Here is a 13,399-nt window from a genome sequence, read left to right as displayed (position 1 = left end):
TTAATCCCCCTCTATTTTGTAGTTTTTTCCAAATAAAAATGATAGTTTTTTTAGAGTTTCGTCCTCAGTAGAATTTGACAGAATTACCTCAATTTCCTTAGTTATACCAAATTTTCTTTGAATATATTGTTCAAGAAAACTTTTTTTGTCTTTAATTAGTTCAAAATGTAGTTTTTTGCTGTAAGGAAATATCAGTTTGATTTTGTCTGATCCTTCTTGGATTTTTGCAAATGAAAGCCCAATATACAACGAAAGATCACCGTTTATCTTAAGGTCTTCTAGAACTTCATCAAATTTGGGTATGTCTTTTTCCATAATTTCAGTTTTTTCTGATTCGATATTTTCTTCTATTTTTTTATTTTCTTTTTTGATATTTTCTATTACTTTGTTTGTAGTTTTGTTGTTGTTGTTTTCTTTAAAATTTATAAGATTTAAAAATCCGAGTTTTACAAGAATAATCTTTTCTTCAGAATATTTTATATCTTTTAAGATATCGGATAAAGGTTTTAGAAGATTAATAAATTCAGTGTTGTTATTTTCTTCAATTAACAATAGTATTTTTTCAATTGTTTGAAATAAGAATGTTTCAAAATCTTTTCCGCTATAGTATACTTCATCTATTATTTTTAAAATATTAATAATATTACCTTCTTTGATGTTTTTTAATAAATTATCTATAAGTTCTTCTGAAACTAAACCTAATGTATTTCTTACATCATTTATGTCAATATTATTTTTCGACGATTTAGCTACTTGTTCTAAGATTGTGAGTGCATCTCTGAGTCCACCGTTTGCGCGTTTTGCTATCTCTATAAGGGCATCTTTTGTGGCATTGAATTTTTCTTTTTGGCATACAAATTCCAATCTATCTACTATATCTTTTAATGGTATATTTTTGAAATCTATAACTTGACATCTCGAAATAATTGTTTGTGGTATTTTTTCAGGATTTGTTGTTGCAAGTATGAAAACAACATTTAATGGAGGTTCTTCCAGGGTCTTTAGAAGGGCGTTAAATGCTTCCCTTGTGAGCATGTGTGCCTCATCTATGATATATACTTTATATTTTCCTTGAGCAGTGTGATATCCTACTGTTTCTCTTATTTTTCTAATTTCATCTATTCCTCTATTTGAAGCCGCATCAATTTCAAGAACATCCATAAAATTTCCTTTATCTATTGAAATGCAAGAGTTACATACATTACAAGGTTCTGCATCTTTTCTATTTTCACAATTTAAAGATTTTGATAAAATTCTTGCGATGGTTGTTTTACCAGTGCCTCGTGGGCCTGCAAATATATATGCATGTGAAACATTGTTATTTTTTATGGAATTAATAAATAGTGTTTTAACGTGGTCTTGGCCAACTATTTCCGAAAATTTTTTTGGTCTGTATTTTCTGTAAAGAGTTTCCATATTTACACCTCGTTTATGAATTTTTCTATTTTTTCTAGCGCTTCTTTTCTCGAAAGCTCGGATAGATTTATCCACAAGGCATTTTTATATCGTCTCAACCATATTATTTGTCTTCTGGCAAAATGTCTAGTGTTTCTTTTAATCAAATGTATAGCGGTTTTAATATCGTATTTTTTTTCAAAGAAATTTATTAGTTCTTTGTACCCAATTGTTTGAAAGGCATTAATATCTTTGGAGTATTTTTCGGTTAACATTTTTACTTCGTCGATTAATCCATTTTTTATCATTAAATCAACTCTATAGTTTATTCTTTCATATAATTCATCTCTGTTTCTCGTTAATATTAGTATTTTGTAATCACTTGAAATTTTATCTTGTTTGTGCAAATCCGAGATTTTCTTTCCTGTTTTGAAAAAAACCTCAAGTGCTCTAATGGTACGTTTCAAATCACAAGGATGAATTTTTGCTGCATATTCAGGATCGTATTTTAGAAGCATTGTCCTCAAAATACCGGGTTCATTTTTTTCAAGTTCATTTAATTTTTTTCTTATATTTTCATCTCTTGGTGCTCCTTCAAAGAATCCCTTTACTAGTGCGTCGATATATAATCCTGTACCACCTACAAATAATGGCAGAATACCTTTTTCTTCTAATTTATTTTTGATTTCCAGAGCTTCCTGTCTAAAATAAAATGCATTATAATATTCATCTGGATAGATATGGTCTATTAAATGGTGTTTTACTTTTTGCTGTTCTTCTTTAGAAGGTTTTGCTGTTCCGATATCCATTAATTTGTAAATTTGTCTAGAATCAAGGGAAATAATGTGGGCACCTAATCTTGTGGAAATTTCGATTAACAAATCTGTTTTTCCAACAGCGGTTGGACCTGTAATTATGCTATATTTCATATCTCACTCCACCAATATCTCAATTTTAACATCTTCACCTTTCATGTTATTTGTTTCTGTAAATATCACAACTTTTTTTGCTAAAAGTTTTATTTTCTTTTTACTGTCTTTTAAATCAACACTTTTTTCCAGAGTAATTTCGCCTTTAGTTCTATTATAGTAGAACTTAAAAGCTTTTGCAACAATACTACCTTTACTGATGAATATTTTATCGTTTTTTCCTGTTCCACGGAAATCTTTTTCTTTTAGATTAAATTCAAGGTTTTCACATTTTATTGAAATAGTTTCCGTACTTTTAGAATCGTGGATTGTTAATGAAGCATCTTTAAGTGTTCCGACTTGTGTTTCAACATTGTAATTCAAATTTGTTCCTTCGATTATTCCATTTTCAAATTCTATCTTTACGTTATTTTCCGAGACTAATGTGTTCCACTTGTTGTTTATTTTTTTTATAACCATCTTTTGAGTTAAGAGTTTGAGATTATCTTCGTCAATTCTTAATAAAATACTTCCTTCGTATTTTATTAAGTTGTCAGTTGGTTCAATATAATCGGAAGAAACGTGTATAGTTTTTGTAAAAAAGATGAGTGAAACTATTAAAAAAAAGGATATTGCAATTTTTTTCATGAAAAGTACCTCCTTAAATATTCCTGTGACAGTTTAAAAACCTCTGTGGAAATTTCAAATGGATTTAACGAATTAGTCTGATATATAATTTTGTGAGGTGCCTTTTCTAATCGATTATTTGTAATTTTATTTGTTCTTGATATTGTTGAAAACATCATATAGTCAACAGCATTTTTTAAATTAGTTTGAAAGTTTGAGCTTATATAAAACAAAAAATCGGCTTCTGGTATTCCATATACCCAACTCCCAGAAATATAATTTTCAAAAGGTTTAAATTCTATTGGGAAAGTTAATGTTTTTATCATTGCCTCCCGAATGGAGCCTTTTAATATTTCATCGTTAAAAGTATTCAAATTGAAGGCATGTATCTTCATCTTGCCTGGAATTTCCTCATCAGGAAAGTATTTTTTTACAAAGTTTATTAACGTTTTTTGAGATTTGAATCCATCTATTCCTTTAGAAGCTTTATAAAGTGTTCTTAGTTGTTCAACAATTCCAAAAAGTGATAGACCATATAAAAAATGGAATGTTTTTTTTATTTCAGGGAATAGTTTCTTGGTCTTAAGGTATGATATGTTATATGAACCTGTTTTAAGATATAAATACACAGGTATACAGGAAAAACCTGTACAATGTATTTCATTAAACAAGTCATATTTTTCAGATACGTTAAAGAATGCCGGAATAGATAGATATAATATTGAATCACCACCAAAAGCGAGGGTCAAATTCTTTTCTCCTTTCATATATGAATTTTAAAGAATGTTCGTATATCTCTTTGTAGAGGTTGAATTGATACCAGAAATAAGGAATCCTATAATATATTACCACATTTGCTTTTTCTAAATCAACATACTCAAGTTCTATCTCTTTCCATGTATCTATGTAGTACATAAGTTCCATTTGATCTTTCGGAAAATCATTCGGTTTTCTTTCAAAAGTGCTTGCAACTACAAAATCTGCCCCCATTTCTATTGCTTCACTTACTGGAGTAGGAGATAAAACACCACCATCTGTATTTTGTGTTCCAGCTATCCATAGTGGTGAAAAAACACCTGGTACGGAAGAACTAGCCATTACGGCATCTACTAAGAATCCTTCTGTAATAAGCAGAGATTTTCCTTCTAATGTATCAAACGTTATTATTCCAATTTTATATTTTAGATCACTAAATTTTTTTCTTTCAAAAAGATATCTAAAAAATTTGTAATATTGATCAATAGGTACTAATGCTCTTTGGAAGATTGACCAAATACTTGATTTTTCGAGTTTTTCGGTATATGTTTTGAAATCTGGCAAAAACTTTTCTATACCTTCGGAAAATTTTTCGTACACAATTTGACTATTACCGTATAGACCATATAATGCTGCGACAATTGCACCAGCAGAAGCTCCCGTTATTATATCAGGTTTTACATTATATTCCTCCAAAAATTTAAGTGTCGCAATATGTGAAAATCCCTTTACACCACCTGCGGCAAGAGAGAGTCCTATATTCATTGTTTCACTCCTATTATTTTAAATACTTCTTTAATATCATTTTTATGTATTTCATTATCTCCAGGAGTTTCCAAAATCCATGGTATGTTTTGAATTATTTTGTTTTCTAGAAAGATTTTGAGTCCTTCTTTACCGATTTTTCCCTTTCCAATATTTTCATGTCTATCTTTGTTAGAGCCAAGTTCATTTTTTGAGTCGTTTAAATGTATAAACTTTAATTTTTCAATGGAAAATAACTTATCTATTTTTTTTAAGAACTTTTCCAATTCTTCCTTGTTTGCTATGTTATATCCTGCGTCCCACGCATGGCATGTATCTATTGTTATTCCAACTCTTTCAGGATGTTTAACTTTTTCGATTATATTATTTAACTCCTCCAAAGTTGAACCAATATTTCCCCCTTTTTTAGTTACATTTTCCAATAGTATGAAAGTTTCACTTTCCTCATCCATTGCAATATTAAGAGCTTCTACTATTTTAATTATTCCGCTTTCTATACCACTTTTTAAATGGCTTCCTGGGTGTATGTTTAGGTATTTTACCCCCAGAGTCTTACATATATGCATTTCAAGGATTAGAAGTTCTAGCGATTTTTTCCAAGTTTCTTCGTTTGGGCTTGCAATGTTAATGAGATAACCACTATGACATAGCATAGATTCTATTTCGATATTGTACATTTTTATGCGTTCTTTAAAGATTTTTATATCCTCTTCATTTGGTAATTTGGCTCGCCATTGGCGTGGATTATGTGGGAATATTTGAAAAGCATTTGCACCAATTTCATAAGTTTCTTTTGGAACCCTCTTAAATCCACCACCTATTGGCATATGTGCACCTATCATGATCATTTTTGTCCATCTCCTTTAATTATAACTAGTTTCTTGTTATCGATTTAGATTAGAGCAGGTGAAATGTTTATTATTTTATTACGAAAAATTAGAACAATATTTCTACCATTCTTTGTATTGATTTGTAATTGGCATACGTCTGTCTTTTCCAAAGGATCTCTCCGTTACCTTAACGCCAATTACACCTTGCCTTCTTTTATATTCGTTTTTATCTACTAATTTTGCAACGTATTTTACTGTGTTTAAGTCGTATTTTTCCGATATTTCCTCAACTGATAGTTCTTTTTCAATATATAATTTTAGTATTTCGTCTAATATTTCATAAGGTGGTAATGTATCTTGATCCTTTTGATCGGGTCTTAATTCTGCACTTGGTGGTTTTACGAAGACATTATGTGGAATTATTTCTTTTCCCTTGTATTCATTATACCATTTTGCAATTTTATATACTTCTGTTTTGTATACGTCTTTAATTGGCGAAAAACCTCCAACCATATCACCGTAAAGTGTAGAATATCCTGTTGCTATTTCACTTTTGTTTCCTGTTGCAAGCACTATGTATCCAAATTTGTTTGATAAGGCCATTAAAAGTGTTCCACGAATTCTTGCTTGTATATTTTCTTCTGTTATGTCTTCGGGATGATCTTTAAAGATGTCTTTTAACTCACTCATGAAAGAATAGTATATATCTGTTATCTTTAATGTATGATATTTAATACCCAGATTTTCCGCTAAAGCAATGGCATCTTTTATGCTGTGTTCGCTACTATACATTGATGGCATTAAAATACCTACAACATTTTCTTTTCCCAAGGCTTCCGTTGCAATTGCCGCAACAAGTGATGAATCCATTCCACCACTAAGTCCAATTACTACTTTTTTAAATCCATTTTTCTTGATATAGTCCTTTAGACCTAATGTGATTGCCTTGAATATTTCATTTTCTTTATTGAGATTATAGGTAATTTTTGAAAGTTTTAGTTTTTTTCTTTTGGGTTGTATATTTGAGATTTTAATTATTTTGACATCTTTTTTTTCGAGTTCTATATATCTTCTTCTAGGATCTTGTAGATTTGTTCTTAAGTTTTCTTCTATAGGAATGTCAATCGTTATAATTTCTTCATCAAAAGGTTTGCATTCATATAATATATCTCCTTTAGATGTTGTTACTATACTGCCTCCATCGAAAACTACTTCATCCTGTCCACCTATCAAGTTACAGTACACTATCGGGCAATGGTAATCATATGATTTGGTTGAAAGATACTGTTTTCGTAAAGTGCGCTTTCCATAGTAATAAGGAGAAGCAGATGCATTTAAGATTAGTTGAGCACCGTTTAATACTTGATAGTGTAACGGACCAATAGGACTCCAGATATCTTCACATATGTTTAGACCAACTTTGATGCTGTTGTATTCTATAATAACAGTTTCTTTACCTGGCTTAAAATACCTGTGTTCGTCAAAGACACTGTAATTTGGTAGTAATTGTTTATGATATTTTCCCAAAAATTTCCCATGATGAATTATAGACATAGAATTGTAAGCATCTTCTTCCACGTCTATATATCCGAGTAAAATTACAACATTTTTATCTTTAGAGTATGAAATAACTTTTTCCAAATATTTAATATTTTTCTTTAAAAAAGAAGTTCTTAAGATTAAGTCTTCTGGTGGATAACCTGTAAGAAATAATTCAGGAAATATTACAAAATCTGCTTTGTTTTTTTCTGCGATATCTACTGCTTTATATATTTTTTTTAAGTTTTCATCAAAATTTCCTAAATGAGAATTTAACTGTGCAATAGTTACCCTTATGTACACTTTAATCCCTCCTGTTTTTCTTTATTTAATTATACATTATTTTGAGATAAATAAAACTATTTATGTGATATAATTTTTTTGGAGGGGATAAAATGGTAAAAATAGACGCATTAAAATTTTTTCAACCTACACCTGAATATAGAAAGTTGTTGATTCTGGAGTCAATAAATAAAGATAGTGAAATCTCACAAAAGAACCTTTCAAGTTTAGTCGGTATTGTTCCATCGTTAGTTAATAAGTACTTAAATAAGTTAAGGGAAAGTGGATTAATTAAAGTGGAAAATTTGGGGAAAAAATTGAGATATTTTTTAACCGAAGAAGGGATTTCTGAGCTTTATTATTTAAAGTTGGCATTTTTCAATGATATAGTTTCACTTTCCATGAAAATTGAATCACATCTTGAAAGTATATTTTTAAAATTAAAATCCAAAAATTTTATTGGTATTTATGGCGCAGGTTTAGTAGGAAGAACTTTAGCACAACTTCTACTGAATAGAGGTTTTAATGTGGTAGTATTTTTCGATGATGATACACAGAAAATTAGGAATAGATATTTTGGTATACCTGTTATAAGCATTGAAGATAAGGCAGAAATTGATGCTATAATTGTAGCGTCAATAAAGAATTCCAAGATTATGGTTAGTAAAGCAAAAAAGTATCAACATAGTGATATTTATGTTTTCAATACAGAGGAGTTTAAAATAAAATGGCATGGTTAAAAATTGCATCATTATTTTTCTTATTTATAATACTTTTTATGTTTTTATTTAATTACAGTAATTATAGTGTTGATTTCAGTAAGTTAGGGTATGTAGATAATTTTGTTGCAGAAATTTACTTGAAAAATAGGTTGTATGATACAGTATTTGAGGTGTTGGTGTTTTCTTTAGCAGCGTTAGGTATTTTTTTGTTTAACTATTCGGAGGAGAAAAAGAATCTTTTTTTACACGAGAACCATATTAGAATTTTTTTAAGATTTTTGAGCTATTTTGTAATTTTGTTGTCTTTTTATCTTGCATATTTTGGGCATAAAAGTCCTGGAGGAGGTTTTTCGGCAGGAGTCGCAGGTGGAACAGGTTTGCTTTTGTATGCGCTAAGTACTACGATTAATGAATTTGAGTATCTATTCAGCAAGTACAAAGTAAAGATTGTTGAAAAATGGATTTTACTTTTAATATATGTATCTTCAATAGTTTCGTTAATTGGAAAAAACAATATTGTATTGTTAAATATCTTAATTTATTTTAAGGTTATGTTTGGTACGTGGATAATACTGTATAGTTTTATAAAACACAGAGGTATAATATAGGAGGCGATTATGTATTTTGAAAATCTTTTAAAAGGGGTTTCAAAGGATTTGGCAAAAGAAGTTGTTAGTGCAAAGATAGCATTGGAGAAAAATTTTAATGATTCAACTATTAAAAGGAAATTTATTGAAGTTGTATGGAAATTGTATGAGTATCTTTGTAGGAATATAACAGAAGACTATGAAATTGAAAAAAGATTGTTTTTAAGATTTGGATTACTAGAACCCAAATATTTAAGTACAAGTGATGTTCAGAAAATTAGAAAAATACCATTTGTTGAAGAAGTAGAAAATGTGTTTTATGTTGACGAATGGTTACTAGCTGTGAAAAATGGTAAAATTAATCCAAGTAGTTATCTTGAAACTATAGAACAGCCCAGGGTTTTAACGAGTAATGTTTCTTCTTTTACGAAAGCATTTGAAGAAAAAATTACGGAAAGAAAAAAGTATGAAAAAGAAGTTCTAGAGATTGTAAAGAATATATCTTTCGAAGATAAACCATATAACAAAGCGATTTTATCGTTGATAGACCAAGCAATTGAAAGGTTAAAAAAATTAAAACAGTTGAATAGAGAGGTTGAGATACTTTATAATCAAATAGAGGATTTAGAAAAAAAACAATTATCTGATGAAAAAATTGAAAACAAAAAAGAGTTTACAGAATACATGGTTATAAAACAAATGTTGAATAAATCTGTCGGAAGGCTTGGAAACAGGTTTTTGGTATTATCTTCTATATTTTTGACAAATGCTTTTATGTTAACGAAAGAGGTTTTGAAAAATAAGATTGAAGAAGTTGAAAAAATAGATTATAAAATTTTTCAAAGGAGTATTAAGGGAGTAAATATAAGGTTTTTGCCGTACTTTATAATTGTTCCAGGGTATGGAGATTATGGATTTTGTTGGGAACCTTTTGAGGGATTGAATTTTTTAAGTGGAAGAGGAAGGGTTGTTATTCCTATGTTTCCAAAAAATTTAGATATAGCTATTTTACGTGCTTTGGGAGATTACAGATGGAAAGTTTCTAAAGAGCTTTCATTTGGACATTGGATGGAGGAAGGATTAACAGGTGAATTTTATAACTATATGTTGGACAATAAGATAAAAGAAAGACCTGATGAGTATTTCTTGAAAAATTATATACTTTGGATTTTGAAAGAATCAAAGGGTGTGCAAAAATTGGAAAAAGAAGTGAGGGAAATTTTTTGGAGATATTTGGAATTCCCAGAGGATATAAAAATAAAATTATCAAATTTGAGTTATGTTTACAAAAATCTTTATGAAAAAGACAAGAGGAGGAAGAGACGTTGAAGAAGTTTTTAATTTTTATTGTAAGTGTTTTAGTTGTAATATTTCTCTTTTGGTTTTTGAGTAATGTTTTTTCGGGGGAAATTTTACTTAAGAGGTATATATTTAAAATAGGAATGTTTGAACTACGTTGGTATAGTTTTTTGATAGTTTTAGGTATTGTTATTTCTTATTATTTGGTTAAAAGAAGGCTTGGGGTTTTTGAAATTGAGCCTGAACATTTTGATGAAGCAGTATTTTGGGGAATAATTTTTTCAATAATTGGTGCAAGGGTTTATTACGTAATTTTTATGTGGGATGAATTTTATTCAAAATATCCAGATGAAATTGTAAAAATTTGGCATGGAGGGCTTGCAATACATGGAGCAATAATTGGTGCTATTTTGTCAACGTATATTTATACAAAGGTGAAAAAAAATTGCTCTTTTAGTTTTTTGCAGGGAACTGATCTTTTGACAAGTGTTTTGCCTTTAGGACAAGCCCTTGGGCGTTGGGGAAACTTTTTTAATTATGAAGCTTATGGAGGACCTACAAACTTACCGTGGAAGATGTATGTTCCGCCTTCAAATAGGATGCCGGGTTTTGAAAAATTTTCATATTTTCATCCCACATTTTTATATGAAAGTATTATCGATTTCTTAATATTTTTGTTCCTATACAATTATGATTTAAAGAAGAAAAACCACGGAGAAACTACGGCATTATATTTTATTTTGTATTCAATTAATAGGTTTTGGATTGAATCATTAAGAACGGATAGTCTGTATTTCGGGAAAATAAGGATTGCTCAACTTGTGAGCTTATTACTGATAGTTTTTGGTATTTTTATGTTTATTTATATTAGAAAACATTCGGAGGTGGTAAAATGATTGATAGACAAAGCGTTATTGGTGATTTAATTACGCCTAACAACTCTAAAATTATATTATTAGTTATGGATGGTATTGGAGATATTCCAGGAGATAAAGGTTTAACACCATTGCAAGAAGCTAACACTCCAAATTTAGATTCTTTGGCCCAAAAAAGTGATCTAGGTCAAACCATCCCTGTTTTACCTGGTATAACCCCTGGAAGTGGGCCTGGACATCTTGGAATTTTTGGTTATGATCCTTTGAAATATCAGATTGGAAGGGGAATTTTAGAAGCACTTGGTATTGATGTAGAAGTAGGAGAAAAAGATTTGGTTGCAAGGGGAAATTTTGCAACTTTAGATGGTGATATAATTGTTGATAGAAGAGCGGGAAGGCCTTCATCGGAGGAGAGCGCAAAAATAGTGGAGATTTTAAACGAAAACATCAAGCAAATAGAAGATGTAGAAGTTAGATTTTATCCTGGAAAAGAGCATAGATTTGTAGTAAAGTTAACAGGAGAAGGATTACATGATAAATTAGAGGATGCCGATCCACAAAAAGAAGGGAAACCTATAAAATATACAAAAGCATTAGATGAAGATTCAAAAAAGTCAGAGAAAATTATTAATATGTTGATTGATAAAATAAAAGAAGTATTAAAGGATCAACCAAAAATGAATTTTGCACTTTTAAGGGGATTTTCAAAGTATCCAAATCTTCCACAATTTGGAGAAGTGTATAAATTAAAACCAGCTGCTGTTGCGGTTTATCCAATGTATAAAGGACTTGCAAAGTTAGTAGGTATGGAAATTTTGAAAACAGGTCAAACAATTGAAGACGAATTTAATACTGTTAAAGAAAATTGGGAGAAATACGATTTCTTTTACGTTCATATTAAAAAGACGGATTCATATGGAGAAGACGGTAACTTTGATTCAAAGGTTAAAGTAATTGAAGAAGTAGATAAAAACCTCCCAATATTATTGGATTTAAATCCAGATGTATTAGTTGTAATAGGTGATCACTCTACTCCTTGCGCAATGAAAGGTCATTCATTTCACCCTGTACCATTGATGGTTTATTCCAAATTTACAAGAAAAGGATTATCGAAATTGTATAATGAATTTGAATGTGCACGTGGAACTTTGGGAACTATTTACGCTGTTGATGTTATGCCACTTGCATTAGGATATGCTGGAAGGTTAGAAAAGTACGGTGCGTAAAGATGTTTTTAATTTTATTTTTTGTAGGATTAATAGGGGCGTTGCTTGCCCCTATTTTTTCTGTGCCAAAACTTTTTTTATTTATTCCATTTTTGTTTTGGAAAAATAAAAAAATATTTTTTATACTCTTTGTGTTTTTAATAATTAATTTTTATGGCGGATTAAAAGTTTTTGGAACGTTTGAATATGTTGGACGGGTTATTCAAACTAATGATAATTATTCCCTTGTTTTTGGGAAAATTTTTTTTGAAAATAAATGGATAAGTTTAAGAATGTTAGTAGGGATTAACGAAGAATTACCACTGGGGGATATTGTTTATTATTATGGAGATATGGAGGCGGATAATTTTTCATATCCAAAAGTAAAATTAGATAAAAATAGGGTGATTTCATCACCCTATTTTTCGATTTTTAGGAATATTTACATGATTTCAGAGAATTTTAGAAAAAAAATTCTAAAGTTTAGCGAGATCTATTATGGATTGTTTGGTGGAAAGGTAAAAAGAGATTATATAAAAAATAGTGGTATGTATCATTTTTTTAGCATATCTGGTATGCATATATCGATAATTTATACATTTTTTCTTTTCCTTTTTTCAAAGTTTGAGTTGAAAGAATACCTTTCTTTGGCTTTTAGTTTTCTGTTTCTTATTGCAACAGGTATTAATTTACCAGCGCTAAGGGCATTTTTACTTATATTCTTTTCTACCATTTTTGAAGGAAAAACGTTTAATAAAATTGATATACTTTGTGTTATTGGATTATTGTTTTTGTTTATTGAGCCTGCTTTGGCATTTTCTCTTTCTTTTTATATGAGTTTTTTTAGTACATTTGGAATATTATTTGTTGAGAACAAATATTTAAAAATGGTATCTGCTTTCTTAGGTAGTGCACCATTTTTGGCGCTGTTTACAAATATTAATCTTTTTTCAATTATAGGGACTTTCATTTTAGTGATCCCATTTCAGATATTGCTTTTTGTTTTATTAATTGCTTTTGTTTTTGAATTATTTTCTTTAAGCATGATAACAGAATTTCTTTTAAAATTATTTCTTTCTTTTACAAATATTATTGAATCAACATTAAAGATTTTTGCAAACCTTCCTAAAGTACCCGGTGGTATCTATACTTATTTATTATTTGAACTTTTTTTCTTTGTTTTTTTACTACATTTTGGGCATATCCCATATATTTTGAAATCGAAATCTTCAAATTGAAATCCTTGTTCAAGAAGTTCTTTCTTTATTATATTAAGGTGTTTTTCTTCGATTTCGTATATTTTGCCACAGACATTACAAATAAAATGATGATGCATTTTTTCTTTTTTTGCAAGTTCATATCGATAAATACCATCACCAAAATCGATTTTTCTCAAAAGCCCAAAGTTAACTAAAAGTTCGATGGTTCTATAAACTGTGGCTTTACTTACTGTATGTTTGTTGGAAAATAAAATTCTATACACATCTTCTGCACCAAGGTGTTTTGATTCATTATCCATAAAGACTTTTAAAACCAATTCTCTTTGTGGTGTCATTCTGTATTTTTTGTTTTTTAGTTCTTTTTTTAGTGTTTCTATATACATGGTTAG

General features: G+C 29.4%; 14 protein-coding genes. 6 read left to right on the top strand and 8 right to left on the bottom strand.

Features of this window, described 5'->3' with window-relative positions:
- The 7 genes from dnaX to AS157_RS02345 form a co-directional block, all read right to left on the bottom strand.
- A complete protein-coding gene (dnaX, locus tag AS157_RS02375; RefSeq protein ID WP_077289822.1) occupies positions 1-1,416 on the bottom strand; it encodes a DNA polymerase III subunit gamma/tau in 1,416 nt (471 codons plus the stop codon).
- A 2-nt stretch (positions 1,417-1,418) separates the two neighbouring features.
- Complete coding sequence (miaA, locus tag AS157_RS02370; RefSeq protein ID WP_077287879.1) at positions 1,419-2,324, bottom strand: tRNA (adenosine(37)-N6)-dimethylallyltransferase MiaA; 906 nt, start codon at positions 2,322-2,324, stop codon at positions 1,419-1,421.
- Positions 2,325-2,327: 3 nt separating this feature from the next.
- On the bottom strand, positions 2,328-2,951 hold the full coding sequence (locus AS157_RS02365; RefSeq protein WP_077289824.1) for a hypothetical protein: 624 nt from the start codon (positions 2,949-2,951) through the stop codon (positions 2,328-2,330).
- Positions 2,948-3,679, bottom strand: a complete 732-nt coding sequence (locus tag AS157_RS02360; protein WP_214494953.1) for a hypothetical protein — start codon at positions 3,677-3,679, stop codon at positions 2,948-2,950. The genes AS157_RS02365 and AS157_RS02360 overlap by 4 nt, the downstream gene beginning before the upstream one ends.
- Complete coding sequence (locus AS157_RS02355; RefSeq protein WP_077287885.1) at positions 3,657-4,451, bottom strand: patatin-like phospholipase family protein; 795 nt, start codon at positions 4,449-4,451, stop codon at positions 3,657-3,659. The genes AS157_RS02360 and AS157_RS02355 overlap by 23 nt, the downstream gene beginning before the upstream one ends.
- Complete coding sequence (locus AS157_RS02350) at positions 4,448-5,299, bottom strand: deoxyribonuclease IV (RefSeq protein WP_077289826.1); 852 nt, start codon at positions 5,297-5,299, stop codon at positions 4,448-4,450. The genes AS157_RS02355 and AS157_RS02350 overlap by 4 nt, the downstream gene beginning before the upstream one ends.
- A 102-nt stretch (positions 5,300-5,401) precedes the next feature.
- Entirely contained in the window at positions 5,402-7,123 is a 1,722-nt protein-coding gene (locus AS157_RS02345; protein ID WP_077289827.1) for an NAD+ synthase, read from the bottom strand.
- 92 nt (positions 7,124-7,215) lie between these two features.
- Between AS157_RS02345 and AS157_RS02340 the strand changes: the two genes are divergently transcribed.
- From AS157_RS02340 to AS157_RS02315, 6 genes are read left to right on the top strand one after another with little or no spacing between them, the layout of a single operon-like run.
- Positions 7,216-7,842 (top strand): winged helix-turn-helix transcriptional regulator, encoded by a 627-nt coding sequence (locus tag AS157_RS02340; RefSeq protein ID WP_077289828.1) that lies wholly within the window; start codon positions 7,216-7,218, stop codon positions 7,840-7,842.
- Entirely contained in the window at positions 7,830-8,432 is a 603-nt protein-coding gene (locus AS157_RS02335; protein ID WP_077287891.1) for a Na(+)/H(+) antiporter subunit B, read from the top strand. The genes AS157_RS02340 and AS157_RS02335 overlap by 13 nt, the downstream gene beginning before the upstream one ends.
- Before the next feature lie 9 nt (positions 8,433-8,441).
- Positions 8,442-9,740 carry a DUF8509 domain-containing protein gene (locus tag AS157_RS02330; protein ID WP_214494952.1) on the top strand — a complete coding sequence of 433 codons (1,299 nt, stop codon included), beginning with the start codon at positions 8,442-8,444 and terminating at the stop codon, positions 9,738-9,740.
- Positions 9,737-10,606, top strand: a complete 870-nt coding sequence (gene lgt, locus AS157_RS02325; RefSeq protein WP_077289830.1) for a prolipoprotein diacylglyceryl transferase — start codon at positions 9,737-9,739, stop codon at positions 10,604-10,606. Before AS157_RS02330 ends, lgt begins: the two co-directional genes overlap by 4 nt.
- On the top strand, positions 10,603-11,811 hold the full coding sequence (locus AS157_RS02320) for a 2,3-bisphosphoglycerate-independent phosphoglycerate mutase (RefSeq protein WP_077289831.1): 1,209 nt from the start codon (positions 10,603-10,605) through the stop codon (positions 11,809-11,811). Before lgt ends, AS157_RS02320 begins: the two co-directional genes overlap by 4 nt.
- 2 nt (positions 11,812-11,813) lie before the next feature.
- Positions 11,814-13,028 carry a ComEC/Rec2 family competence protein gene (locus AS157_RS02315; protein WP_077289832.1) on the top strand — a complete coding sequence of 405 codons (1,215 nt, stop codon included), beginning with the start codon at positions 11,814-11,816 and terminating at the stop codon, positions 13,026-13,028.
- Here AS157_RS02315 and AS157_RS02310 read toward each other — a convergent pair.
- Complete coding sequence (locus AS157_RS02310; RefSeq protein ID WP_077289833.1) at positions 12,941-13,393, bottom strand: Fur family transcriptional regulator; 453 nt, start codon at positions 13,391-13,393, stop codon at positions 12,941-12,943. The genes AS157_RS02315 and AS157_RS02310 overlap by 88 nt on opposite strands.
- Between the last annotated feature and the right edge of the window lie 6 nt (positions 13,394-13,399).

It is taken from the genome of Thermosipho sp. 1244 (assembly GCF_018588215.1).
GTDB lineage: Bacteria > Thermotogota > Thermotogae > Thermotogales > Fervidobacteriaceae > Thermosipho > Thermosipho affectus.
Note: the sequence above shows the minus strand (reverse complement) of the source record. Positions and strands in the feature narration are given on the sequence as shown.

Bases quoted from the DNA above. Each gene is read 5' to 3' on its own strand.
- AS157_RS02355 (WP_077287885.1), bottom strand. From the start codon at position 4,451: ATGAATATAGGACTCTCTCTTGCCGCAGGTGGTGTAAAGGGATTTTCA.
- AS157_RS02320 (WP_077289831.1), top strand. From the start codon at position 10,603: ATGATTGATAGACAAAGCGTTATTGGTGATTTAATTACGCCTAACAAC.
- AS157_RS02365 (WP_077289824.1), bottom strand. From the start codon at position 2,951: ATGAAAAAAATTGCAATATCCTTTTTTTTAATAGTTTCACTCATCTTT.
- AS157_RS02335 (WP_077287891.1), top strand. From the start codon at position 7,830: ATGGCATGGTTAAAAATTGCATCATTATTTTTCTTATTTATAATACTT.
- AS157_RS02330 (WP_214494952.1), top strand. From the start codon at position 8,442: ATGTATTTTGAAAATCTTTTAAAAGGGGTTTCAAAGGATTTGGCAAAA.
- AS157_RS02350 (WP_077289826.1), bottom strand. From the start codon at position 5,299: ATGATCATGATAGGTGCACATATGCCAATAGGTGGTGGATTTAAGAGG.
- AS157_RS02340 (WP_077289828.1), top strand. From the start codon at position 7,216: ATGGTAAAAATAGACGCATTAAAATTTTTTCAACCTACACCTGAATAT.
- AS157_RS02315 (WP_077289832.1), top strand. From the start codon at position 11,814: ATGTTTTTAATTTTATTTTTTGTAGGATTAATAGGGGCGTTGCTTGCC.
- miaA (WP_077287879.1), bottom strand. From the start codon at position 2,324: ATGAAATATAGCATAATTACAGGTCCAACCGCTGTTGGAAAAACAGAT.
- AS157_RS02310 (WP_077289833.1), bottom strand. From the start codon at position 13,393: ATGTATATAGAAACACTAAAAAAAGAACTAAAAAACAAAAAATACAGA.
- dnaX (WP_077289822.1), bottom strand. From the start codon at position 1,416: ATGGAAACTCTTTACAGAAAATACAGACCAAAAAAATTTTCGGAAATA.